At 58.5% G+C, this 25,064-nt stretch carries 22 protein-coding genes; 10 read left to right on the forward strand and 12 right to left on the reverse strand.

Annotated features, from left to right (window positions below):
* Positions 1 to 187: 187 nt before the first annotated feature.
* Positions 188 to 1,117: a GlxA family transcriptional regulator gene (locus AVO45_RS13380; protein WP_082688800.1), complete on the reverse strand. Its 930-nt coding sequence runs from the start codon at positions 1,115 to 1,117 to the stop codon at positions 188 to 190.
* Positions 1,118 to 1,217: 100 nt separating this feature from the next.
* On the opposite strand from AVO45_RS13380, the gene AVO45_RS13385 reads away from it, so the two are divergent.
* Together AVO45_RS13385 and AVO45_RS13390 are read left to right on the forward strand one after the other, a co-directional pair.
* Positions 1,218 to 3,698 (forward strand): CoA transferase, encoded by a 2,481-nt coding sequence (locus tag AVO45_RS13385; protein ID WP_068347733.1) that lies wholly within the window; start codon positions 1,218 to 1,220, stop codon positions 3,696 to 3,698.
* 4 nt (positions 3,699 to 3,702) lie between these two features.
* Entirely contained in the window at positions 3,703 to 5,346 is a 1,644-nt protein-coding gene (locus tag AVO45_RS13390; protein WP_068347735.1) for a N,N-dimethylformamidase beta subunit family domain-containing protein, read from the forward strand.
* Here AVO45_RS13390 and AVO45_RS13395 read toward each other — a convergent pair.
* Positions 5,338 to 6,261: a LysR family transcriptional regulator gene (locus tag AVO45_RS13395; RefSeq protein ID WP_169796013.1), complete on the reverse strand. Its 924-nt coding sequence runs from the start codon at positions 6,259 to 6,261 to the stop codon at positions 5,338 to 5,340. The two genes, AVO45_RS13390 and AVO45_RS13395, sit on opposite strands and share 9 nt — an antisense overlap.
* Before the next feature lie 49 nt (positions 6,262 to 6,310).
* On the opposite strand from AVO45_RS13395, the gene AVO45_RS13400 reads away from it, so the two are divergent.
* From AVO45_RS13400 to AVO45_RS13410, 3 genes are read left to right on the forward strand one after another with little or no spacing between them, the layout of a single operon-like run.
* On the forward strand, positions 6,311 to 7,492 hold the full coding sequence (locus tag AVO45_RS13400; RefSeq protein WP_082688801.1) for a TauD/TfdA family dioxygenase: 1,182 nt from the start codon (positions 6,311 to 6,313) through the stop codon (positions 7,490 to 7,492).
* The gene (leuB, locus tag AVO45_RS13405) at positions 7,489 to 8,580 is read left to right on the forward strand and encodes a 3-isopropylmalate dehydrogenase (protein WP_068347746.1); all 1,092 of its coding nucleotides are present in this window, start codon (positions 7,489 to 7,491) and stop codon (positions 8,578 to 8,580) included. The genes AVO45_RS13400 and leuB overlap by 4 nt, the downstream gene beginning before the upstream one ends.
* On the forward strand, positions 8,577 to 9,362 hold the full coding sequence (locus AVO45_RS13410) for an alpha/beta fold hydrolase (protein ID WP_068347749.1): 786 nt from the start codon (positions 8,577 to 8,579) through the stop codon (positions 9,360 to 9,362). The genes leuB and AVO45_RS13410 overlap by 4 nt, the downstream gene beginning before the upstream one ends.
* Before the next feature lie 411 nt (positions 9,363 to 9,773).
* Here AVO45_RS13410 and AVO45_RS13415 read toward each other — a convergent pair whose 3' ends face one another.
* Positions 9,774 to 10,784: an AraC family transcriptional regulator gene (locus AVO45_RS13415; RefSeq protein WP_169796014.1), complete on the reverse strand. Its 1,011-nt coding sequence runs from the start codon at positions 10,782 to 10,784 to the stop codon at positions 9,774 to 9,776.
* A 166-nt stretch (positions 10,785 to 10,950) separates the two neighbouring features.
* On the opposite strand from AVO45_RS13415, the gene AVO45_RS13420 reads away from it, so the two are divergent.
* On the forward strand, positions 10,951 to 11,745 hold the full coding sequence (locus tag AVO45_RS13420; RefSeq protein WP_068347752.1) for a methyltransferase domain-containing protein: 795 nt from the start codon (positions 10,951 to 10,953) through the stop codon (positions 11,743 to 11,745).
* 92 nt (positions 11,746 to 11,837) lie between these two features.
* Positions 11,838 to 12,134: a hypothetical protein gene (locus AVO45_RS19780; protein ID WP_157770165.1), complete on the forward strand. Its 297-nt coding sequence runs from the start codon at positions 11,838 to 11,840 to the stop codon at positions 12,132 to 12,134.
* A 69-nt stretch (positions 12,135 to 12,203) separates the two neighbouring features.
* Here the strand turns inward: AVO45_RS19780 and AVO45_RS13425 are convergent, their stop codons facing one another.
* Both AVO45_RS13425 and AVO45_RS13430 read right to left on the reverse strand, forming a co-directional pair.
* Positions 12,204 to 12,908: a DUF5681 domain-containing protein gene (locus AVO45_RS13425; RefSeq protein ID WP_068347754.1), complete on the reverse strand. Its 705-nt coding sequence runs from the start codon at positions 12,906 to 12,908 to the stop codon at positions 12,204 to 12,206.
* Entirely contained in the window at positions 12,905 to 14,212 is a 1,308-nt protein-coding gene (locus AVO45_RS13430) for a site-specific DNA-methyltransferase (protein ID WP_068347756.1), read from the reverse strand. Before AVO45_RS13430 ends, AVO45_RS13425 begins: the two co-directional genes overlap by 4 nt.
* A gap of 128 nt (positions 14,213 to 14,340) precedes the next feature.
* Between AVO45_RS13430 and AVO45_RS13435 the strand changes: the two genes are divergently transcribed.
* Both AVO45_RS13435 and AVO45_RS13440 read left to right on the forward strand, forming a co-directional pair.
* A complete protein-coding gene (locus AVO45_RS13435; protein ID WP_068347758.1) occupies positions 14,341 to 14,670 on the forward strand; it encodes a helix-turn-helix domain-containing protein in 330 nt (109 codons plus the stop codon).
* A 5-nt stretch (positions 14,671 to 14,675) separates the two neighbouring features.
* Positions 14,676 to 15,533 (forward strand): ImmA/IrrE family metallo-endopeptidase, encoded by an 858-nt coding sequence (locus tag AVO45_RS13440; protein WP_157770166.1) that lies wholly within the window; start codon positions 14,676 to 14,678, stop codon positions 15,531 to 15,533.
* A 468-nt stretch (positions 15,534 to 16,001) separates the two neighbouring features.
* Here the strand turns inward: AVO45_RS13440 and AVO45_RS13445 are convergent, their stop codons facing one another.
* Positions 16,002 to 17,690 (reverse strand): recombinase family protein, encoded by a 1,689-nt coding sequence (locus AVO45_RS13445; protein ID WP_068347760.1) that lies wholly within the window; start codon positions 17,688 to 17,690, stop codon positions 16,002 to 16,004.
* Positions 17,687 to 18,022, reverse strand: coding sequence for a DUF2924 domain-containing protein (locus AVO45_RS13450; protein ID WP_420819937.1), 336 nt, complete (start codon positions 18,020 to 18,022; stop codon positions 17,687 to 17,689). Before AVO45_RS13450 ends, AVO45_RS13445 begins: the two co-directional genes overlap by 4 nt.
* On the opposite strand from AVO45_RS13450, the gene AVO45_RS13455 reads away from it, so the two are divergent.
* Complete coding sequence (locus AVO45_RS13455) at positions 17,907 to 18,449, forward strand: tyrosine-type recombinase/integrase (RefSeq protein ID WP_420819938.1); 543 nt, start codon at positions 17,907 to 17,909, stop codon at positions 18,447 to 18,449. The genes AVO45_RS13450 and AVO45_RS13455 overlap by 116 nt on opposite strands.
* A gap of 192 nt (positions 18,450 to 18,641) precedes the next feature.
* Here the strand turns inward: AVO45_RS13455 and AVO45_RS13460 are convergent, their stop codons facing one another.
* The 5 genes from AVO45_RS13460 to AVO45_RS13475 form a co-directional block, all read right to left on the reverse strand.
* Positions 18,642 to 20,906: a choice-of-anchor F family protein gene (locus AVO45_RS13460; RefSeq protein WP_068347762.1), complete on the reverse strand. Its 2,265-nt coding sequence runs from the start codon at positions 20,904 to 20,906 to the stop codon at positions 18,642 to 18,644.
* Between the two features lie 133 nt (positions 20,907 to 21,039).
* Positions 21,040 to 21,543 carry a hypothetical protein gene (locus tag AVO45_RS19785; RefSeq protein ID WP_157770168.1) on the reverse strand — a complete coding sequence of 168 codons (504 nt, stop codon included), beginning with the start codon at positions 21,541 to 21,543 and terminating at the stop codon, positions 21,040 to 21,042.
* Positions 21,544 to 21,790: 247 nt separating this feature from the next.
* Positions 21,791 to 23,290, reverse strand: a complete 1,500-nt coding sequence (locus tag AVO45_RS13465; RefSeq protein WP_068347763.1) for a mannitol dehydrogenase family protein — start codon at positions 23,288 to 23,290, stop codon at positions 21,791 to 21,793.
* Positions 23,278 to 24,051, reverse strand: a complete 774-nt coding sequence (locus tag AVO45_RS13470; RefSeq protein WP_068347765.1) for an L-iditol 2-dehydrogenase — start codon at positions 24,049 to 24,051, stop codon at positions 23,278 to 23,280. The genes AVO45_RS13465 and AVO45_RS13470 overlap by 13 nt, the downstream gene beginning before the upstream one ends.
* Positions 24,048 to 25,052: an ABC transporter ATP-binding protein gene (locus tag AVO45_RS13475; protein WP_068347766.1), complete on the reverse strand. Its 1,005-nt coding sequence runs from the start codon at positions 25,050 to 25,052 to the stop codon at positions 24,048 to 24,050. The genes AVO45_RS13470 and AVO45_RS13475 overlap by 4 nt, the downstream gene beginning before the upstream one ends.
* Between the last annotated feature and the right edge of the window lie 12 nt (positions 25,053 to 25,064).

Below are 25,064 nucleotides of genomic sequence, written 5' to 3' on the forward strand. Positions count from 1 at the left end.
GGGAAGCGGGCCTTCACTGCGGAGTGTGCCAATGTCTGCCGTGCGGACTTTGCCGCCTTTCGAAGGGAGCCAGCCAACGACCGGTTTTTGAACGCGTCGATTCGGGAATTTCGCACTCAGCCGTGCTCGAAAATACCGAACTCGCGTTGTACAGAATTTTGTAAACATGGTAGCGGATTGCTTAAAATCATACCTGTTGGTCCCGAAGCGGATCGGTTGCGAAATTTTTGCGCAGACTGCGCGTCAGTGTGGTGGTGTTTGCGAAGCCGCAACGCAGAGCAACCTGATCGGTTGAGAGGTCGCTGTAGCGGAGCAGTTCGCGGGCACGAGCCAGACGAAGCAGTAAGTAGTATCGCCCCGGTGTGGTCTGCAATTCTGCCCAGAACAGACGGCGTAAGGACCGTTCGGATATATTGGCCTGTTCCGCCAGTAAAGGGATAGATTGCGTCGTTTCGAGCGCTTCGGACATGAGAACCACGACTCGCTTAAGCCGTGGCGACACCGCTTGTGACAAGGCCTGATCGGGATAGGAGGCACCGTGGCGTCTGGCGTTATCGTGCAGGAACATTGCACCAGCGTCAAACGCGATAGGGGCACCGAACCGATCCCGAATGAATAGAAGCATCAGATCAAGAGCCGCTGCAGCGCTGCCACATGACCAGAAACGCCCATCCTGCACATGGCGGTCAGGGAGAACCTCAACTTTGGGAAACTCCTCAGCGAACTCCTCAAGCAGCTGCCAATGCAACGTAGCCTTCCGAGCGTTCAAGAACCCACCTCGCGCCAAAACCCAGGCACCGGTATCGGCGGCGATCACTGTTGCGCCCTGCATCAATTGTCCAAGATTGCGAGTGGGGGTCATACCTTTGACGTCGCGAAAAGCGTCGCCACCAATGATAATGACCAGATCGGGTTTGGGGGAGTCCGCGATCGGCATTTCCGGTGAAACGCTCAAACCGCTGGAGCTGGTCACAGCACGGTCACCATCTGTCAGGATGTTCCAGCGGATATCTGCACCAGTTTGATCGCGCACCACCCGCAACGGTTCAAGCAGGCAGGCAAGCACCATGTTGGAAAAGGCATCGCATAGGAAAATAGAGACGTGGATGGAGCGCACTGGCAGAACTGATCCTATTTTTGGCAGGATAAGTATGAAGCAGGCTCGATGAATTTGCTAGAGTCATTGGTAAAGCCCACCAGATTAGGATCAATTGACCATGCAGAACCGCCCGCTTTCCCACATTCGTGTCGTTGATTTCGGGCATTATCTGGCCGGGCCGTTGGTTGGTATGATGCTGGCTGATCTAGGGGCCGAGGTCATCCGTATTGATCCGCCAGGTGGCCCACGATGGCAGGATCCAGCTTTTGATATGCTGTCGCGTGGCAAGCGCGCGCTGACGCTTGATCTCAAGACGGACGAAGGGCGCGATACAGCACTTGATCTGGTCTGCCGCGCAGACGTTGTTATCGACAACTTTCGCCCGGGCGTGATGAAGCGACTGGGGCTTGGACCGGACGCGCTTAGACAGGCAAACGCTGATATCGTTTCGCTGTCGCTTCCCGGTTTCGCGTCAACCGACCCGGATCTCGCTGGGATAGCAGCCTGGGAGGCAGTGATTGCGGCGCGGACTGGGCAATTCACCGATATGGGGCTGAACCGTCAGCTGATGGGGATCAACCCATCTTTTACACCGTTGGGTCTGGCCTCGGCCTATGGTGCCGCATTCGGCGCGATGGCGGTCTTATTTGCATTGACCGCGCGATCCCAAATGGGAGGCGATCACATTGAGGTGCCGCTTGCGTCTGCCCTGCTGGAAGGGCTGGTTTATAATTGCGAACAGATTGAAAACTATCCCGACCGCTACAAATCCCCACGTGAGTTGGAGCTGGAGCGGCGGGAACACAAGGGCCTGCCCAATAACCTAAGCTTTGCCGAGCTGTCCGAATTTCTTGATCCGTTCTATCGGACCTACACCTGTGCCGATGGACGTGGGTTCTATATCGTGTCCTGCTCGATCGTGAACCACCCCCAAAGGGTGCTTGAAGTTTTGGGGCTTGGCGATCTGTTGAAAGACCTGCCGGACTTTGATGTCTATGTCGATCAGGCGGATTGGCCCGGGGATTGGGCGCTGCGCAGTTATCCGGTGGGGTCGGGTGATCGCAAACGCCTGTCGGATGCGATGAAAGCGGCCTTTCTGACCCGCCCCTCGCATGAGTGGGAAACGCTGTTTGGCGCAGCCAAAGCCCCGGCCACGGCACAACGCAGCACCGCCGAATGGTTGGCCGATCCGCACGCGCTGGCCTCGGGGCTAGTGATCGAACTTGACGATCCCCGCCACGGACGGATGCATCAAATGGGCAATGTCGCGTGGTTGGCAGATGATCAGCGTGCAATGGAAAAAAACGCCGGGCCGGAGAGTGATGACTTTCGCGATGAGCTGGACGGCGTTCTTGCAGAGCCGCCGCGAAGGCCCAAGAGCGGCGACGGAAAGGGCATGTGGCTTGACGGTTTGAAGGTGCTGGACCTGACCAATGTCATTGCCGGTCCGACCATTGGGTCGACACTGTCGCGGTTCGGGGCGCAGGTCACGCTGGTCCAGCCAGTGCGGCCTTCGGTCGACCCATGGAACGCGGTGGTGTTCGGGCTGCATGCGCAGCGCGGCAAGGAAAGCGTGCTGCTCGATCTGCGCTCGGAACAGGGACAAGGGGCGCTTAGACGAATGTTAGCCGAGGTTGATGTGGTTACCATGAACGGGACTGATCAACAGCGACAGGCGCTGGGTTTGACCGAGGCGCAACTGAAGGAAATCAACCCACGGCTCATTCTGGTGCAGTTGGATGCCTGGGGCGGGCCGCGTCGGGGGGCGAAATCTGACCACCTTGGCTATGACGACCTTGCGCAGGCAGCGACGGGTGTGATGACCCGCTTTGGAGGTGGGCCCAAAACACCCGAGGAACACGCACATTTCGGCACCATCGACGCCCTCACTGGACATTGCGCCTGTGTTGCCCTTGGCGCGGCGCTGGAGCGGCTGAGGGTCACTGGCAAAGGCGGTATTGCCCGCGCTTCACTGGCTGCTGCAGGCGAAATGATTCAGGCTCAATTCATGTATGATTTCGAGGGACGCTCGGCATTTGATGAGCCTTCAGGGCGTTCGGTGCAGGGTTGGGGGCCGTTCTACCGTTGCTATATGGCTGAAGAGGGCTGGATGTTCTTTGCGGCGCCAACGGAACGGGAAGCGGCCCTGAAACGGGTGCCCGATCTGGCAGATCTTATCGGAAAGGATGACACCGAACTGGAAGATGCACTTGTCGAGCGGTTTGCGCATAGACCCGTAGCCGACTGGGTGCGTGCTTTTGCCGGTGGGTCGGTCGGGATCACACCTCTTGGCTCGCTCCACGGTACACGCGATGAAGGGTTGCAGCGTGAAAGCGAGGGCAAGATCGACATCTCCCAGGCGACCTTTCGTACGGTGCGCCATGATCAGCACCCGATGGGGAGGTGGGTAGACCTCGTCGCACCCAATGCGGTGCGGCCCGAGAAAGCCAAGATCACCATCCCAGGACCTGCCCCGAAGTATGGTCAGGACACGCGGGCCATCCTTACGCGCCTGGGCTATGCAGACGATGAAATCGGGCGCATGATTGAAAGCGGCGCGGCTGCGGAAAGCTGGTCGGATAAATATCTGCCGGAGTAGACATTTGACACAAGACCACCCTGGAACGGCCACCACGCCTCGCACCCGCGCCAAAGCGCGTCACATCCTTGACAATTACTATATCGGCCCTGCGCGCGATGACGCCGTGTTGGAAATCTGGGGCTATACCCCAGAGATGAGCTATGCCCCCGGCGACTGCGTCGCGCTGCATGTGTCGACCACGGCGGATGAATGGGAGTTTGAGATCGGCCGTGACGGGCTGGACTATGTGCCATTGCTGACCAAGAGCGGCCTGCCGGGGAGGCACCACCCAACGCCCCGGGATTGCTCGGTCAAGGGCTGCGGCTGGCCCGAGGCCTATGCCTTCACCATTCCCGATGATTGGGCACCGGGCGGTTATCTGGTCACGTTTCGCGCCCGGAAAGGCAAAGATATGGTTGAAGAACACCATGTCATCCTGATCAGAAGCGCTACCGATGCCGCCCCTCCGCCTTATGTGCTGGTCTGTGCGACGGGCACCTGGCTGGCCTATAACTGCTGGGGCGGGTCCAATCACTACGAGGGCATCACCGGGCCCAATGGCGATGCCTTTTCTCCCATCGTCTCGACACAACGGCCATGGACGCGCGGGTTTTGCAAACTGCCCGAGGGCGCGCCACGCGCGCTGCGCGAACAGCCTGCCAAACCCGGCGAGATGGTGCGTTACCCTTATATGGAGTGGGCCTATGCCTATGGCTATTCCAAGAAATATGCCTCGGCGGGCTGGGCAAGCTACGAACGTCATTTCGCCCGCTGGGCAGAGGCTGAGGGCTACGACTTCGACGTGATCTCTCAATACGATCTGCACTGCGACTCTGATCTTCTGAACCGCTACAGCTGCGCCGTGTTCGTTGGCCACGATGAATACTGGAGTTCCGAGATGCGCGATGCCGTCGATGCCTATGTCGAAACGGGTGGCCATGTCGCGCGGTTTGCCGGGAATTTCCTGTGGCAGACCCGGATCGAGGACGAAGGCCGCACGCAGGTTTGTTACAAATATATCGCGGATCAGGACCCTTTGGTGAGGACGGATCAAGAGCACCTTGTCTCCGGCGCATTCGAGGTGGAGCCGGTCAACCGTCCCGGTGCTTTGACCTTCGGTGTCAACGCCCTGCGCGGGATCTATTCCGGGCTTGGCAATTGTGTTGGCGGCGGCGCGGGTGGCTTTACAATTTACCGAGACTCTCATTGGGCCTTTGACGATGCCGGGCTTGGCTATGGCGACGTGTTGGGCTCTGGCTCGCGCATATTCGGCTATGAGGTCGACGGGCTGGACTATCACTTCGAGGATGGATTGCCCTTTCCCACCTGCTCGGACGGTGCTGTGCCAGAGATCGAAATCCTCGCCATGGGGCTGGCCACCAACATCGAGGCTGATCACGGCGTCTGGGGCGAAACGCTCTATATCGGCGCGGCGGACGCCGCGTTCAAAGCACAGGCTCTATTCGGAGAGGTCACACCCGAAACCTTGGACGCCTGCAAACGCGGCAACGGAATGATCGTCTCTTGGCCGCGTAGCAAGGGCGAAATTTTCACCGCCGCAACCTGTGAATGGGTCGCGGGCCTGATCCGGCAAGATACCCAAGTCGAACAGATCACACGCAACGTCTTGAACAGGTTTGGCAAATCGAAGGAGCGCTCACGGTAACTTCTGCGCCTGCTCGAGTAACCAAACTCTGAAGGCGGCAACATCCTTGTCCACATCCTTTTCACTGAACAAAAAATAGTTCAACGGCGACGGTGCAGCGAATTCCGAGATCGCGCGCAGGCGACCCGACTTGATGAGTGCGTTGGCAAATGGCGCAAACCCCAATGCGATACCACGGCCATGCGCTGCTGCTTCAAGCACGATATTTGGATCATCGAAAACCTCCCCTTGCATCGCAAAATCTGCAGGACCGCCAGCGCAAGCAAGCCAATCCTGCCAGGGTTTGCGGGTCCGATAGTGAAGCGGCGGCAAGTCTTGTTCCCACACTGGAATGTCGACTGCAAAGTCCGCCCGCGCGACGGGCACCATCGATGCCGAAAAGAGCTGCACTGCATGACGCGTAGCAACTGACGGTTCGGTCCACCAGATCGCCAGATCGGTATTCGCGAAATCAGGTTTGCCGATGTGATGAACCAATTCGACTCTGACGTTCTGGTGGATTTTCTCGTATTCGGACAACAGCGGCATGAGCCAGGTCACCGAAAGAAAGGGCCCAATGGACACCCGTAGGCTACGCTGCTCTGTGGTCTTTTCGATCGCACGACCCAAGATATCGAAGGCTTCCTTCGATGCGTTGCGCAAGCGATATCCGGCTTCCGTTAACACGACCACACTATGATCACGACGAAACAACTGTTGTCCCAGTGCCACCTCAAGTCGCTTGATCCGGTGGCTAACTGCCGATGTCGTTACCCCAAGCTCTTGTGCTGCAAGGGAAAAGTTCAGATGCGCGGCAACGCGGTCGAAATAGACCAGGGCACCAACAAAAGAAGGGTCGCGGAGCTTTGGTTGCATAGTTGTTGGCCCCATGTTGAGCTTAGCTAAACAACCTTGACATGATTTCTCATTTGTCAACGATAAACGCTGGTCGCATCCTGTCGAAAACACACAAAGGGCAACTGACATGCTGAAACAGATCGACGCCTGTGAAATCCAAGATATTGAGTTCACACCAGAGCGAATGGTCGTGGATTGGACGGATGGCCATCGAAGTGAATTCCCGTCGATTTGGCTTTTACATGCCTGCGACTGCGATGCATGTGGGCCAAGTGAAACCGGGCTGCGACATGTCCAGCTAACGCAGCAACCGTCACGTCCGCAAATCATCTCGGCTTACAGGCAAGATGGGCATGCATACGTCGATTGGGGGAATGGCCATATATCCAGATTCGCGCCGGTCTGGTTGCGGGGCCATTGCCTGTCTGATCGCGAACGCCTGCACCGCCACCCCCCTGCACAGCCTTGGGGTGCAGAAATGGCGGATCGTTTGACCTACTTCTCTTATACAGATGTCGCCTCAGACTCCGATTGTCATCTGGCTTTCCTCGAAACCCTGCGCGATGATGGCGTCCTGATCTTAAAGGATGTTCCCGCGTCCCGTGAGCGAACCGAAGAGATTGCCGGACTTGTCGGCAGACTACATCTGACCAATTACGGCATTTTCGAACTGGAATCGAAGCCCAAACCCGAGATTGCGGGCGACATGGCCATAGCGCTGGAATTGCATACGGATGAGCCTTACCGCATCGAAATCCCGGCGATTACCTTTTTCCACGTTCTCAAACAATCGGATGCCGGGGGCGATAGCACCATGGCGGATGGGCTTTGGCTTGCCAAACGGTTGGAAGAGAAGAACCCTCGGGCTTTCGAGATACTGAAAACCGTAAAGGCACGCCACAACCGAACCCTGAAGGAGGGACGAGCCTTTGATGTGCAGGCCCCGATCTTCCCTACAGACAGCTACGGACGCGTCACCGGCCTGCGGATCAATGACCGGGGCATGGCACCGGTGGATTGCCCGGTCGATCTAGTCGAGCCCTTCTACGATGCGTTGCGCGAGTTGCTTGAAATGATCTATTCCGGTGAAGGACGTGTCACAGTGAAACTACAGGAAGGCGAGATGATGGTGTTCAACAATCAGCGCCTCTTGCACGGTCGCGAAGGCTTTGACCCGGCCCGCTCGCATCGTCACGTGCGCAGCTGTCATGTGGACCTTGATGAATTTCACTCGCGGCTGCGTGTAGCCTACCGGGCGCGTGGGCGTTTGGAGGCTTGGCGGCACATGTCGTCCATGGCACACTTATGAGCCCGCAACAGTTCCGCCTGCTCTGCCTGCCAGGCGACGGGATCGGGCCCGAAGTGATTCAGGCAGCGCTCGGCGTTTTGCAGGCCATTGCTCCGGCATTGGATCGTCCAGTCGAGATCACCCACGATCTTGCAGGGGGAGCCTGCTATGAGGCGCATGGGGTATTTCTGCGCGACGAAACGATGGAACTGGCACGACAGTCTGATGCGATCCTGTTTGGTGCCGAAGGCGGCCCCGGCTGGGACAACCTCAATATTCCGGGCGGACCGACAGCGCGTAGCGGTCTGTCGCGGCTGCGCAAGGAGCTTGACCTTTTTGCCAATCTTCGCCCGGTCAGATCTTGGCCTTTGCCCGCTGAGCAAACACCTTTTCGGCCCGAGCTCGTGTCCGGTGCCGATCTCTTGGTCTTTCGCGAAAACACCTCAGGCATCTATTTCGGAGAGCCCCGCGGGATATTCGAGCACGGTGACAGGCGACACGCCATCGACACCCAGTATTATGCGCAAGGTGAGATTGATCGCGCAGCGCAATTGGCGTTCGCGGTGGCTGCCGATCGACGCGGCAAGGTGACCTCGGTCGATAAGGCCAACGTCATGGAAACCGGGGAGCTGTGGCGCGAAAGGGTAGATGTCATCCACCGCACGCACTGGCCTCAGGTCGAACTGGATCATCTTTATGCCGATGCCTGTCTGTTTGAACTGGTCCGCGCCCCCTGCCGTTTTGACGTGATCCTCGCAGACAACCTCTTTGGCGATCTTCTGTCGGATTGCGCTGCAGCCATTGCGGGATCGTTGGGTATGCTGCCATCTGCCTCACTGGGTCCTGAGCGTGCGGATGGGACGCGGGCTGCACTCTACGAACCGGTGCACGGCTCCGCGCCCGACATCGCCGGAAAAGGCATCGCCAATCCGGCGGCGGCAATCCTGAGTGTTGGCATGATGTTGGACCTAAGCTTGGGGCGCAAGGACCTAGCCGCGCGTGTCGAGAATGCGGTTGATAATGTCCTTGCTGAGGGTCAGTTGACGCGAGATCTGGGAGGATCAGCAACGACGAACGATTTCGCCAACTCTGTAGTGGCAAAACTTTGAGACATGTCGGTGACCGATCCCGAAAAGCGGACACGCTGTTCATTCACGGCTTTGGCGGCGCGCCTGATCATTGGAATGACCTTCGAGAGATGCTTCCGCCAGACCTGCGCGGCCGCGCCCTTACTTTGCCGGGACACGCAACGCGTGCCAGCGAGCCGGGCGAGTTTTCCATCGAAGCCGCGGCCCAAGAGATTATTGAGCAGTCCATTTGCGAACGTACGATATTGGTCGGCCACAGCATGGGAACACGCATCGCGGCCGAGATCGCTTTCCGAGCACAGCCGCTTGTACATGCAATAATTCTGATCGACGGCAGCTGTGTCCCGACCAACGCCGACCTCGCGGCGGGCTCGATCAAAAAGGCCCTCAGGACACGTGGAAAAGCAGAATTGGTCAACGCACTGATCAATGAAGCGCTTCCAGGCAACTTACCAGACGGGCTACGATCGGATCTTACCAAAACGATGAACGCAATGACTGATGAGGCAATGGTAGATTACTCTGCATCCATGGCCAATTGGGACAGCAAAAAGTGCCTTACGAGGATTTCAGCGATTACATGCCCCGTGTTGGTTCTTCAAAGTACGAGATATACCACAGTAGCCCCCATCAGGCGGCAGAGCATCCGCGAAGACCCAAGCTCGATTTGGTATGACGCTTGGCGACTCTCTCCGAATACTCAGCAGCTGACTCTGCCAAACAGCGGACACTATCTTGCACAGGAACGCCCAGGCGCAGTTGCAAACGCAATCTGCGACTTTGTTGCAAGGTCGCAAGCATGAAAATTGAGCAAATCTCACGACTCATTAAGTTAAATGGCGTGTTTGTTTCCGCGGGGCACACCAGTTCTCGTTTGCAGAGACGTAATTCCAATAGTTTCCGGCCAAACCGCGTTGCGAGCCAATAAATGTGCTTCTTGCTTAAACGGACCTTTGTTCATTCTGCAGCATCGGTGAGTCTGGGCTCTTTCGTTGAATTCGCCGTGCGCTGTACGAACGGCGGGTCTTGCTTGGCGTAGGATTTCACACTCTCCCGCAAAGGACCCGTGCTCCGCCGGAATTGCCCACTGCATTGCAGAAGGAAATGCGGCCAATCAGGTAGAGCGCAGAGGTGTTTCGACGGGCATTGCCCCGGTCGCGGATACTGTCGTCTTTGGTTTGTAGGCAGCGCGGAATCTCGTCAATGGTGCCTGACTAGACGCCCGCAATCGTCATTTTACGCCAATGGGCAGGAGATACACCAACCGCTTTCTTGAACATCCGACTGAACGCCGCCTCCGATTTGTAACCGATCTCGCACGCGACGCTCGCCACCTTCATGGAACTGTCTGCAAGAAGGCGAGCGGCAATCTGCATGCGCCAGAGCGTCAGGTACTGCATCGGAGAGTGCCCGATCAGGTGGGTGAAGCGCGCTACCATGGCGGAACGGGACATGCCCGCCTCTTCGGCCAGCAGGGCCAGCGTCCAGGGATCGGCTGGGCGGTCGTGGATCAGGGTCAGGACCCTGCCGATGGCCGGATCGCGTAGCCCCGACAGCCAACCGGTGTCGTGCGCAGGCAGCGAGTCCAGGTAGAGGCGGATGACCTCAACGAAGATCAGTTCGCTCAGCCGCAGGCGGATGGCTTCGCCGCCCATCCGCGGCAGGCGGGCGTCGGCAAGCGTCAGGTCGATCAGGCGGTCCAGCAGACCCCGCCGGTCCCGTCCGGACCGTCGGACGCGCAGCAACGGCGGAAGGGTCGAGAGCACCGGATTGAACGGGCGCAGGTCGCAGCCGAGAAAACCGCACATGTATTCGGCGCCGCCCGCGCCACCGCCACCTTCGCGGGTCACGAAAGACAACTTGCCCGCCATCCACTCTCGGAAGAAACCGATGGTCGCCGCGCGGTCGTATTCGGGCGTCTGCCCTGGCGTGCTGAGCAGCGAATAGGGGTCACCGTGGGCCAGCACCAGGATGTCGCCAGCCTCGAACGAGGTCGAAGCGCCGCCCGGAATGCCCGCCCAGCCCGAGCCTTTCAGGATGATGTGGTAAGAGATTACATGCTGCGCGCGGGGCAGGATGATCGAAGAGTAGTCACGCGCCCGGGGGACATCCACGCCCCAAGGAAACGTCGCCTCAACTAGGTGGAACACTGCGCCGGTCAGCTTCACCATCCGCAGCACGTCGGACAGCGGGTCGGTCGCCGAGTCCTGACAGAGGACTGGCATGTCGGCCGTGCCCTGCGCGCCGGGGGGCGGCTGGTGCTGAACCGTGGACGATCCAGCATGCGATAGAGACGTCTGGTCATGGGTCCGAACCATGCCTCAGGATAACCTCATTGCCGCGATGTGCCCAGCCGTTGCGCCCAGAACGTCCACCAGAAGGAGAAAAAGGATGACTGTTCAGCAGAAAACGCGCCCGCCGGCGGAGGTCTATGATGAGCAATTCGTGCCAGCACTGTTTGCCCAGTGGGGACCGATGGTCTGCGCCGAAGCCGGGGTGCAGAAAGGCGACCGCGTTCTGGATGTGGCCTGTGGAACCGGCGCGGCGACGCTGGCCGCCGCCGAGATTGCAGGGCCATCGGGCTCGGTGGTCGGGCTGGATGCCAATCCGGAAATGCTGGCCGTTGCGCGCCGCAAGCCAGCGCGGATCGAGTGGCGGGAAGGCAAGGCTGAGAAACTGCCGTTCCCCGACAACAACTTTGACGCGGTCGTCAGCCAGTTCGGCTTCATGTTCTTCGAGGATAGGCCGAAAGCGCTCACCGAGATGATGCGGGTCCTGAAGCCAAAGGGCCGGCTTGCCGTGGCGGTGTGTGACGCGGTCGAGAATTCGCAGGGATACGGCGCTTTCGCGCTCCTGCTCGATCAGTTGTTCGGAAAAGACGTTGGGAACGCCTTTCGGGCACCCTTCATCCTCGGCGATGCAGAGCAACTGATGAACATCTGCCGCGAAGCGGGTCTTGTTGATGCAGAAATCGTACGGCGTAACGGCGAGGTTCGCTTCAGGTCGATCGACGCGATGGTCTCGACCGAGCGTGCCTGCGTGTGGACACTCGGAGGCGTCTTGTCGGACGAACAGTTCGAACAACTAATGGAGGAGTCCGAGCACGCCTTGGCGCCGTTCTCCACCGGAGACGGAAGGGTCGAGTTCGACATGCCAGCACTTATCGTCAAAGCACAGAAACCTTAGGCGTCGCCTATACCGATCACTCTACCCGGATCGGAATGGTTACTCGATTCGGACTTGCCGATGGAAGGCAGAACGGAAAACCCGAATGTTGAATGACCGCTCCGGAAAAAATCGCTGCGTCGCCGAGATACCGCTGCTTCGCGGGCGAGTATGAAATTCGACATTCTGCGTGCATTCGCCGCGCGCGCGAAGGTGCGGAAAGTTCCACAACTTTCCAATTCATGGTTTCAGTTTTGCTGCGCGACGCATGGACGGCTGCTATTCCCTCTGCAAAACAGCGTGAAATCCTGTGCAATTGCAGCGATATCTGCGCTGCGAGCGCATGTAGCGAAAATCTGACACTACCGCTCAGGGCTCATTTCGGTCATACGCACGGATTTGTCAGATGACCGGTTTGCGCGGCAATCCGGTCTTTCACCAACCAAACTGTGTAGCCCCGACCGTATCGATACAGAGATCTAATCCGGCAGCTTTGCATCGACGATCTGGAGGATGCGGCGAACTTGACCGATGTCCTCGTCGATCTGACTGATCAGCCGTTTGTCTTTTGCCTCGGCCCGCAGGTCCTGCAGGTGCTGGAGTTCGTCCTCGAACATCTCGCGCCGTTCGACGAACCAGTCGTATTCGGCTTTCTCTTCTTTCGTCGCAGGACCCACGACCCTAGCGGTCCCCTCGACCATGTCGATCTTCACATGATCAGGGTGCGGCAGCGGATCCGGGAGATCGGTGATGCCTAACTGTTCCCTGCGTCGCAGCTCCTTTTCCCACTCCACCTTGTAGGTGATCGCGGTGTCGAGCCACTGATCGTGCAGGATCTTTCGGGAGCTTTCGACTGAAGCCAGCAGCTCCGAGAAGAGTCGCTGCGACCGGTGCTGGCCTTTTGCGGCGTTCACAGCCAGAGAGCGCATGACTGCTTGCGCCATGGGTATAGTCACGCTGCGGTGCCCTTCCCGGATCGTGATATCCCGGTAAGCCTCATCGAGGATGAGGTCCTTCATGCGTTCCTCATGCATGCCCGGACGCTTGTTCTTCGCGCCACGCGGCCGCCCCTTCGGATTGCCTGACTGGCCCGCTTTGAACCGGGTGTCTTTGGGTGGCTTGCCGTAGCCTACGTCGTAGCCGGGACGGGCTACGAGAGCGCGCTTGTCCTTGTCACTGCTCATTCCGCCGCCTCCATTGCTTTGGCGTCAGCCGGCGGTGCCCAACCGCATAAGACCTGCTCCGCCTCATCCTTGGCATATGCCTCCCAGCGGGCGATGATGCGATCGCAGTAGATCTCGTCGAACTCGCAGAGATACCCGCGCCGGCCGGTCTTCTCTGCCGCGATCAGGGTCGAACCGGATCCACCGAAGACATCCAGCACGATATCACCGCGCCCCGAGACATCCCGGATCGCGTCGGCAATCATCTGCACCGGCTTCACCGTCGGATGCAACGCCAGTTCTTCCATGCGCCCTGCCCGCATCGTGTTGACCCCGCGATACTCCCAGACATTGGTGCGGTACCGCCCGTGCTGGCCCAACTCGAAGGTGTTGATGTGGGGCGCATCGCCCTTCTTGAAGGCAAAGATCAACTCATGTCGCGAGCGGTAGAAGGTGCCCATGCCGCCATTGTCCTTGACCCAGACGATCAGGTTCTTGAGATCATCATAGACCGCCTGCCCCGCTTCGAGAATCTCGCCCATGTGACGCCAGTCCATGCAGATGAAGTGGATTGACCCGTCGATACTGTGATCAACAAGGTTGCCAAACGCCCGCTGCAGAAAGCGCGTGAACTCCGACACCGACATCTCACCTGAAGCCATGGCAAACTCACGATGTTGCGTCTTGCCCGAGTTGCCCACATGGCCGTCGATCGGGACGTTGTATGGCGGATCGGTAAAAACCATCGTGGCGGTCTGGCCGTCCATCAAAGATGCAATGGTTTCCAACTCAAGGGCATCGCCGCAGATCAGCCGGTGCCGTCCAAGCTGCCAGATGTCGCCCGGGCGCACGCGGGCGGGCGCCTCATCCGGCACGTTTTCGTCGGCCGGATCGCCCTCTTCTTCTGGAGCCACGGCCTCCATCAGGCTGTCGATCTCCGGGATCGAGAACCCGGTGAGCCCGACATCAAACTCCAGGTTATTGGACATCAGCGCCCCGAGTTCCGCCGCCAGCAGGTCCTCGTCCCAGCCAGCATTCAGCGCAAGCTTGTTGTCGGCCAGCACATAGGCGCGTTTCTCGGCCTCGGTCATGTGATCAAAGCGCAAACACGGTACGTCATGCATGCTCAGCAGCTTCGCTGCCTCTACCCGGCCATGTCCGGCGAGGATGGTTCCGGCCTCATCTATCAGCACCGGGTTGGTGAACCCGAACTGCTCGATGCTGTCGGCGATCTGCCGCACCTGTTTCTTCGAATGGGTTCGGGCGTTGCGCGCCCAAGGTTTGAGATCGCGGATCGCGATATGTTCAATGTTCGTAGCCGCCATATTTGGCTCCTGTACTGCTTGCGGGCGGAATCACCACACCTGCCTCTTTCGTTTGATATATCTTACGATTTGACATCCGTCAACTTCAGGCGCATGGATATGTCCGACACATCAGACAGGAGGTTTCCATGAACATTGGGGAAAAGCTGTTCAACCTGCGCCAGAAGAGCGGCGAGTCCTTGCAGCAGGTCGCCGACAAGGTCGGCGTGTCCAAAGCGCATGTCTGGGAACTGGAGAAAGGTCGCAGCAAAAACCCCTCCTTCGAACTGGTGCGCAAACTGGCCGCGCATTACGGCGTCAGTATCGATGTGCTGACGGGCGAAGCTGCTGAACCGAACGAAGGAGATATGCAGATTGAACGGATTCATCGCGGGCTGGACACTCTGACCGATCGCGACAGACAGATCGTCGAGCAGATGATCAAAAACATGCAGCAAACATCCTCAACCACCGACTGATACACGTGCAGTTGGACCGCATTGATCTTGCCGACATTCATCACCCGGCCGTACTTGCGCGCACGATCCACAAGCTACTGGCTAAACGGGATGGCGCCGTCCCGGTTCAGGACATTGCCGTCGCACTGGATATTGCGGAGGTGCGGCTGGATCGTTTTGAAGGGTTTGAGGGTATGCTGCTGACAGATACCGTACGAAGCACCGGCTGCATTCTCGCCAACAACTCGAAAGGCCGCCGGCGTGCGCGGTTCACGATCGCGCATGAGCTTGGGCATTTCCTGATGGAACGGCACCAACTGTCCGCGGCGACCGGATTCACCTGCTCAGCTCAGAACATGCGCGAGACTCGGGACGGACGACAGCATTTGCGGCAGGAAACGCAGGCCAACCAGTTTGCGATCGAACTCCTTGCGCCGGATTATCTGATGGACCCGTACTATTCGGACGACCCGGATCTGCGCGACGTGCAACGTCTCAGGGATCATCTCGATGTAAGCCTCGAAGCCTGCGTGCGGCGCATGGTGAACCGGCGCGAAGAACCACTGGCGGCTGTCTGGTCGCAAAATGGGACCGTACGCTATTTCGCCAAGGGTGCAGACTTTCCATTCGTCGCTCTCAGCAAAGGCAACAAGATCCCGCAAACGTCAGCTGCACATCGCGCGATTGCCAATGCAACACCCGGTTTCACGCAGTTTGCCGAGGCGGACTCCCACCCCTGGACGGGCAGGTCGAACCTTGAACTCTACGAGCAAACTCGGGTCGCCGCTAACGGACATGCAGTCACGCTGCTTTGGGCCGAATTGCCGGAAGACGACAAGGATGACGGTGGCCCAAAAGAGCTTGGCATGCCGGGCTTCCGTTGAACGCAACGGCCGTATTTGTCACGGGCTTTGGCGCGATCCCTGTTCCGCGCGATCACCTTCCCTGTTCACACAAGCGCGTTCCCTGTTCCTGCGCACAAAATTCCCTGTTCCTGAAAGAACAGGGAATTGTCCCCTAAACCCCTGTTATCCTGCACTGAATCAAGGCGAGAATAACCGAAATAGACGTTTCAGAGGCCAAATCAGCCGAGTTTCCCTGTAAATTCCCTGTAAACAGGGATTTTGGGCCAGAGACTAGTTCGCCCAAGACTGAGACCACCACCACTTAGTCTCCACGAAACTGTGGGATACACATCCCTCCCGGTTAGTTTATATTTTTCAGTGACTTACGAGACATGATGACGGTCGAGACCTCACATATTGTCTCTGATCAGGGCCATTTTGACGCGATTTCGGCAGAAGTCTCAGCGGGGCACTTACGCATGAGGTCTTGGGGCAGGCCCGGATGCTCTATTGATGCGGAAAGCCCAGAATCTTCCGCTGTTCATGCCAGTCAAGCGGTAGCTCCGGAAGGCTACGCAATTTCTTTGCTGTGAGATGTTCTGGCTGACGGCCTTCGAGAATGGCGGTTGAGATATCCGGTGCCAGCCAGGCAAGTGGCAGGATGCGACTGACCGATCCACTTCGGAGCCCTTCGCGATCTTCGATCTGGCGGACAGTGCTGGACTTGCCGTCAAGAAGTTCGGCCGACCACCTTCTCGCATCAGCAACAAGGTTGATGAGGTCTCGGTCTGGCTGCGGTGCATCCGGCGACGCAATGACGATCGGCTTCGCCCGACCGTTCTGACGCTTCTTGAATGAGAACTCCAAGGAGGCATGAATCAGACGCTGGGTTGTCTCAGATGACAGCAAAGCACCCAGATTGATCCGAACAACAAACCGTCCGTTTGTTGCATCAATGCGATCGATCAACCCGCTGAGATGCTCAGATACTGAGTCGTCATTTGTTGCCTCGGCTTGAGCACACCAGACATCCGCCGCCGAGAGGATCTCCGGGAGCGAATGAGGATCAAGATCGATCGTCGATCCAATTTGCTGGGTCAGCCAGATCTTATCCCCCAAGTGGTTTATGATCGCACTGAGAACCAGCCGCTCGACTTCTCCGGCCGGAAAACGTTCGATACGGCCTTGGTCGTCTGATCTGGTTGGCTTGGATGTGTAATACCAATACCGCCACGATTGTTCTGTTCCGCCCGAGCGCTTCGACTTGATGGCATAGGTCGTGCGCATCAAGCGACCCTTGGAATCGTAGAGCACCCCATCCAGCAAGCGCTTCGCCGACCGTCGGGACGCGCTGATCTTCTTGCCACCATGGTCTGCGAGTTGCTCCTGCACCTTCTGCCAGGTGACATTATCGATGATCGCCTCGTGCAACCCTTCAAAGAGCTCGTTGTTGTGACGGGTTTTGCCGATGTAGATGGGGTTACGCAGGATATTGTAGAGCGCACCACGAGAGAAGGACGTACCTCCCGTGGAGCGCCCGTACCGGTCGGTCCGGCGTTTGCTTACGATACCGAGCGCGCCGAGCCTGTCGGACAGTTCGCGTACCGATCCAGCCGACAGATACTCGGCAAATATAGTGTGGATCGCTTGGGCCTCACCCGGGTTAACAATCAAGGCTTTGTCTTTGACATCGTAGCCCATGGGGACGGCACCCCCCATCCAGATGCCCTTGCGTTTGGAGGCCGCCACCTTGTCCCGGATGCGCTCGGCCGTCACCTCGCGCTCGAACTGTGCGAAGGACAAAAGAACGTTCAGCGTTAGCCGGCCCATGGACGAGGTCGTATTGAAGGCTTGGGTAACCGACACGAACGACACCCCCGCTCCGTCAAACAAGTCGACCATCTTCGCGAAATCCGCCAGAGATCTTGTCAGACGGTCCACTTTGTAGACAACGATGACATCGATGCGGCCCGCCTCCACGTCCCTCAGCAATCGAGCAAGCCCGGGTCGATCCATGGATCCGCCGGAGAAGCCGCCATCGTCATAGCGGTCAGTGCGTTCTGCCCAGCCCTCGTGCTTTTGGCTCAGGATGTAGGCCGCACAAGCCTCACGTTGCGCATCCAGCGAGTTGAAGTCCTGCTCCAACCCTTCTTCGGTCGACTTGCGGGTATATATGGCGCAGCGCTGGCGGATCATGGCTTTGCCACCTCGCGCAAACCAAAGAACCTGGGCCCGTTGCGGTTGGTCCCGGTCATCGCCCGTGCCACCGCCGACAGCGAGGAATAGCTCTGGCCGTTCCAAATCGCGCCACCGTCCGCTGTGATCACCACTTCATGGATCTCCCCGCCCCAGGTCTTCAGGATGCGGGTGCCGTCGCCAACCGTTGCTGGCACGGCACCCCTGCAGTTCTTCGTGAAACGCCTTTCAATCCGGGCCCGGATAGAGCTCGCGGACAACCTGCGCGACCTCGCACTGTTCAACCTCGCAATCGACAGCAAACTGCGCGGCTGTGACTTGGTTCGGCTCAAGGTCGTGGACCTCGTCGTCGGCGATACCGTCCGCGACCGAGTGTCAGTCATCCAGAGCAAGACAGGGCGGCCAGTTCAATTCGAAGTGTCGGAAAACACGCGGCGATCAGTACTCGCGTGGGTCACGTCAGTAGCGATGCTCGGTCAGGTGTTCCTGTTTCCAAGCAGGTTCCACAGCTCACCGTACATCTCGACGAGACAGTACGCGCGTCTTGTTCATGACTGGGTGTCTGCGATCGGCCTCGATCCAAGCGGGTATGGAACACATTCCCTACGGCGGACGAAGGCCGCGTTGATCTACCGGAAGACCGGCAATCTGCGGGCGGTTCAACTCCTGCTCGGTCACACAAAGGTGGACAGCACGGTCCGCTACCTTGGCGTCGAACTCGATGACGCGCTGAGCATCGCCGAGAAAATCGACATCTGAGCGTTTGGCGGACGGCAACAGTAGTCCGTCATCTCTAACCAGTCGTTGCTCCCACCTGGCTGCAGCGGCTGCACCGAGCCCGGAGCAGTCAAAGTGGTGACTGAGGGTTACTTGCATTGCGCCAATCACCGATCCGAAAAAAGACGACCGCCTTTGGTGCAAGGCGGTCGCATGATTACTTGCAGAAAAGAGTCAGAATAGAACGTTCAAACCCAAGTTCAAACCGTGGCTTTCGTAGTCGCTTCCGAATGCTCCGCTGTAACCTGCGCGAAGCGTTGTCTGAACATCCCCGCTGGATGAAACATCTGCCTCGAAACCGAGCATTACATCCACCCATTGATCATCCAGCGCCAATCCGGGTACATCGTAGCCGGGTAGCCCCACGAAACCGACCGCGGTTCCCACGCCCGTCTCATTCACGAACGCATACTGAAGGCTGCCTGTCAGGCGGCTACCGTTGCCTGCGGATGGCAGTCCATATTCGCCTCGGACGCCGATTGACCCCAGAAACGTGCCTACGTCCTGATCTCCGACTGCCAGATTGAACGCTCCGGCATTGCTCTCCGAAAAGCCGTCGACCGACACATCGTAGTATCCCAAAGAGGCGGTGGGGCCAAAGCGCAACGCAGGCTTCAGATCAAAAAGGTGATCAGCTCTTAGCGCCGCAAACCACTGCGACCCGTCGGGAGACGCAGAGGCCTGTCTTCCAAGAACAGCGCGTTCAGAGTCATACGACAAGTCTTGGTATCCAAGCACCGCCTGCGCTTGCGTGCCGTTTGTGAAATTCGACCTCACGAACCCGGCGATTGAATAGGCGTCGACGTCGATTGAGCCCAAACCGCCATTGGCGTCCGCAGAACCATTGGATGCTGAAACCATCACGCCTAGAGAAGTGTTCAAGTTGATACGCTTTTCCAGCCCAAGCGACAGGGACTTCAGGTCGATCTCGTACCCGACCGAACCGGCTGTCGGGTCGTATTCGGCGCGTACGCCTCCAAGATCGATCAATCCGTAAAGGCCATCGTCAAACTTCCAGGACCCACCACCACCTTGGGTGACCATGCCGCCGTCCTGACTGTTTTGCCAAGGCGCAGTATCAGTAATCAGATTTATTTGGTTTCTTGCAGCTTCGAACCCGAGGCTTACGTAGGCAGGAGCAAAGCTGTGGCCGATGCTTTCGATAGCCCTGCCACGCTCTGACGAGTCCAAGGCGAGGATTTGGTCGATTGCTGCTCTGTACTCGGATGCATTGCCAATATCCAAGAACGGTACGTTGGCAACGGCATCCAGATTTCCAGCGACCCGGAATTGATAGTCAGTTTCAGTGCCTTCGACGATAGGCGCAAACGTGGGAACGATCCGCCAGACAAACTGCCCCGCTTCCACGCTCCCAACTGTTATGGTGAAGTTGAGGTTGCTATTCGCCAAATCCTCAATCAAGCCAGTACTAAACAAGCCATTTGCGTCCGCGGCCGCGACAACGTTCGCGGGAACCAACGCTCCGGGCGCGTATTGCAGTTCCGCGACGCTTACTCCCAAATCGGCGGCAAGTTCCTGCAACTTGGCATTTAGATTTGCATTGAGCGCGAGGTTTCCGTAAGTCCATCCACCTGCGGCCAGGTTGTTCCACGCAACCAAGGCTGCTTCGTCCGACGGATCGCTGTTGTCATCCCAAAACAACCCATCCGGCAAGAGCGTTTGATCCAAAAACGCCGTTCCAAAGTTTGCGACGTACTCGGCATTGCTCAATGCGCCGAACAAAAGCGTGTCAGCGCTGCTTGTGCGTGCCAATGACGCCCGGTCAGTCGAGAAAAATCCGATTTCACCTTCTTGACCACCTGCACCAAACAGGCCGTCAGGCAGCCTTGAGCCTATTCCTATCCCGGTCGCGCCCAGATTGAAGAGCACTGCATTTGCAGGGTTCAGTTCGCCCATTGGCCGCCCGGTCGAATCCAGCATCTGTAGTGCAAATCCAGTCATTCGCGCGCCGGCCTTGTTGGTGACTTTTCCAAATGTGAAGTAATCCACCGACGGGTATGTGGCCGATGGTACCGTGCGCAACCTAATGTCGAACGGGTTTCTCCCGGTAAGTTGTACCTTTATCCGTTTTCCGGAACCGCCTTCGGAATCACAAAAGACATTGGCTTTGTTGGCCATCAGGCAGTTCGTTACGTCCCCGCGGTGTGCAAGACCCGAGAGATCGGTTATGATCTCCTCAAACGGATCAACATATGTGAACCCGCCCATGCCATCCGGCACCCGTGTGCGTGTGAACGTTACGCTTTTGATGCCCGGTTCCAAGACGCCCTCGGAGGGATCTGCGAAAATCAGACCATCACCTGAGGTACCAACAAGCACATCCTCAGAGAGTAAGTCGGCCTGTGCGCCACCGTTGGCGAATACCGCCAGCGCCAAGGGCGCTGCTGTCCGAAGAAGATTGTTCACTTTTTTACTCATTCTACTCTTTCTCTTTTCCTGCCAGCAAAACCAACGATGGTTGCTGAGTACTGAAAACGTTTTAAGGCGCAATACACATGCTGGTTTTGATATGTGTCATACTGCGAACCTTTTTTGCACGAGCAAACCGCCCTCACTTGGTTGCGAAGTTAAATATGTGGCTCGAAAGAGACACCCGCAGCGCTTCGCTACGTTGCATTTGCGGATTGAACCCGAACTTGGGTCTGCGCAATATTTCGGCAATTTGTCTGCCAACGGTTTGCGGTTTGATACCAGTGTTTTTGAGCGCACGCCAACAGACCCGAACCGCTCCAACGGTACCATCAACAATCGCATGTGAATGGCAGTTCAGTCCCGCATGTGAGACATCCGACGCCGGTGCGGCAAACGACCGGTTCCAATTCGGGCTATTTTGGCGGCGTTCAATGACCGCTTCGGGGAAGTTGTGCCGCGCCGCCGCGACGGGCACAGAGATGTGGTCGCCGTCTGTCGCGAAGTCTTGCTGCGGCGGCATCAGGCAGGTTTGTCCCGCACAGCGGAACTTCGAGCGGAATTTAAAGATGACCGCTTTTCGACAGAAGCAGACATTCACGCTGACGAAGTCGTGGCTACGCTGCGCTATGTCTGCTTTCGCCATAGAACGGACGTTCAGCAGAATAGGGTCTATGTCCGAGATGCGGGACAAAACGGACCTTCGGCAACGAGACGCCAACTGGCGTTCCCGGCCCAGAGCCGACGTTCATTGGCCACGTTGTCGCTGCGCTGCAACTTTCGCATTTCTGCCACTGGTGTATCGCGCAGCATTTCCTGCGTTCGAGGGATCGCTCGCACCAGAGCCATGGGCGACATCACCGTATGGTTCAGGAAAAGAGGTGACGCCCGCGTCAACCGGTTCCAGCAGCTGAGTCGGACTCGACTGCCAAGTAGTCTTTCATGGCCGTGTCGCAGCCTTCCTCCCAGATCAGGCGCAACCACCGCTCAAAGGCCGTAGCGAATGGTTGTACCTGCTGCAGTTCGCCGTAGAACCGGCTCTGCTCCAGCCAGGCGCTGGGACGTTCACGTGCGTCACGCGCAACTGCGGTCAGATCGGTCCAGAAAGGGTCATTCGGCTCGATTGCAGACCCGTCTTCACGTGTTCCTTCGCACATGCGCGCCCAAAGGGCCTCGACCAGAGCAAGACCTTCAACCGACCGGCCTGCCGCAAGTTGATCGCGAACGATCGGCAATACAAATCCGGTGTGGCGGGCGGAGCCGTCGAAGGCCACACGCCGCGTCGTGTCCACGATTTTCGGATTGGCGAACCGCCTCTCGATGAGGTCGACGTAAGATAGAGGCGTGGTGCCCGGAACCGCGGCAACTGTCTGAGCGATCTCCGTAGCCTGCACCTTGCGGAACATCGCAGATACCAGCGGATGGGCCATGCACTCGGCGATGGTTTCGAGCCCGAGGATTTCGCCGGCATTGGCAAGAACCTGGTGGCCGGCGTTGAGGATGCGGATCTTCATCTTCTCGTAGGCGTGAACGTCATCCGAGAATGTCGCACCGACAAGATCCCAGTCTGGCCGCCCGGTGCAAAAGTTGTCTTCGATCACCCATTGCCGGAACGCCTCATGAGTCACCGGAGCCGCATCGACGACCCCGAAATCCCGGCTCAGGGCCAGTTCCTTGGGGCCTGTCGCCGGGGCGATGCAATCGACCATGGAATTCGGAAAGCTCGCATTGGCTTCGATCCAATCGGACAAGTCGGGATCCGACAGCCGTGCCAGCGAAACAACGGCCTGGCGCAGGATTGCGCCGTTTCCTTGCAGATTGTCGCAGCTCAGGCCGGTGAACGGGTCATGGCCTGCCGCGCGACGCATGCGATAGGCGGCGACCATCGCGCCGAAAACTGTGCGCGGCACGTCGGGATGCGCAGCGTCGTGCTGGATATCTGGATGGTTGGCGTCAAAACCCTTGCTCACCGGATCCACGTAGTACCCGCTCTCGGTGACCGTCAGAGCGACGATGCGGATGGCCGGGTTTGCCATCGCGCGGATCAGGGGGCCATTGCCGGCCTCGACGGGCAGATAGTCAATCATGGATCCGATCACCTCGGCCGAGGTGCCCTCGGGATCAAGCTCGATCAAGGTGGTCAGGCAATCCTGCGCCAACAGCTTTTCACGCATTGCGGTGTCATAAGGACGGACGCCCGCGCCTACGATCGCCCAATCGCGGGCCCGCCCCGCCTGCATCAGGCGATGCAGGTACCAAGCCTGGTGCGCACGGTGGAAGTTTCCGACGCCGACATGAACGATGCCAGGCGTGAGCGCCTTGCGGTCATAGCGGGGATGCTCGATGGCAAGCTGACCGAGCGTGGAGTTGGAAAGGGGGATCAGCTCATCCATTGGCCACCGTCCACGTTGTAACATTGAGCAACGACGTAGTTTGCCTCGTCGCTTGCAAGAAAGACCGCCATGCCAGTCAGATCCTTCGCCACGCCCATGCGGCCGAAGGGAACCGCCTGACCGACCTCTTCCTTCTTCTGGCCCGGCGCCTTGCCTTCGTATTTGGCGAAGAATGCATCCACATCGTCCCAGTGCTCGCCATCGACCACGCCGGGTGCAATGGCGTTGACGTTGATGCCGTGTCTGATCAGATTGAGCCCCGCGGATTGGGTCAGGCTGATGACCGCGGCCTTGGACGCGCAATAAACGGCGACAAGGGGCTCACCACGCCGGCCGGCCTGGCTTGCCATGTTGATGATCTTGCCCCCCTGTCCGCGCTCGATCATGTGCCACGCCACGGATTGCAGAGTGAACAGCGTGCCCGCGACGTTGATGTCGAAGACGCGGTCATAGTCGGCGCGGCTGATCTCGACGATCGGTGCCGCCGTGAAAACCGCCGCATTGTTGATCAGGATGTCTATCTGCCCGAAGGCCTTGATCGTATCCTGGACGGCGCGGTCGATGCTGGCCTGATCGGAAACGTCGATCTCGACGGCGATTGCCGCATCGCCCAGAGTCACAGCAGCTTCGCGGGCCCGGTCGAATTCGATATCGGCGATTGCCACGCGCGCGCCTTCGCGGACATACGCCTCGGCAAAGGCGCGCCCGATGCCCCGGGCCGCGCCCGTGATGAGCGCCGATTTCCCGGCGAGACGTGTCATGCGATCCTCAGGCCGTTTTCGTCGAACTTGTGGATCAGTTCCGCCCGCGGCGTCAGGCGGATGCGGTCGCCATGGCGGAAACCGACTTCACCGTCCGCGCGAACCGTGATGGTCTCCGCGAGACCAGTATCGTGAACATGGAAGAACGTGTCCGATCCCAGGTGTTCCGAAACGCTCACCGCACCGGACCACGGGCCCTCATCGGCTGAAACCGCGATATGCTCGGGGCGGATGCCAATCGTGTGGGCTCCGTGCTTGCCGGCCTCGGCACCCTCGATGAAGTTCATTTTGGGCGATCCGATGAACCCGGCGACGAACTTGTTCCGGGGCTCGTGGTACAGTTCCAGCGGTGACCCGACCTGTTCGATCACGCCGGCCTGCAGCACCACGATCTTGTCGGCCATGGTCATTGCCTCGACCTGATCGTGGGTCACATAGATCATGGTGGTTTTCAGCCGCTCGTGCAGTTCGCTGATCTCCAGCCGCATCCCGACCCGCAACGCGGCGTCCAGGTTGGACAATGGTTCGTCGAAGAGAAAGGCGGAGGGCTCACGAACGATCGCCCGGCCAATCGCCACGCGCTGGCGCTGTCCTCCCGAGAGTTGGCCCGGACGCCGGTCAAGATAGTCGGTCAGGTTCAAAGCATTGGCCGCGGCCTCGATCCGGCGCTTTTGCTCGTCTTCGGGAACCCCCGCCATCTTCATCGGAAAGGCAATGTTCTTGCGCACCGACATGTGTGGATACAGCGCATATGACTGGAACACCATCGCCAGACCGCGCTTGGCGGGGGGCACGTGGGTGGCGTCCTGACTGTCAATACGGATTTGCCCGCTTGTGGTGTCCTCCAGCCCCGCAATCAGGCGCAGAAGGGTGGATTTCCCGCATCCCGAGGGGCCGACGAAGACCGTGAACTCGCCATCTTCGATCGTCAGGTCCAGCGGGGGGATGACTTCTACGTCGCCGAACCTTTTGGAGACCTTGTCCAGTGTGATACGTCCCATGTGTGTATCTCC

The sequence above is a fragment of the Ruegeria marisrubri genome, assembly GCF_001507595.1.
Lineage (GTDB): Bacteria > Pseudomonadota > Alphaproteobacteria > Rhodobacterales > Rhodobacteraceae > Ruegeria > Ruegeria marisrubri.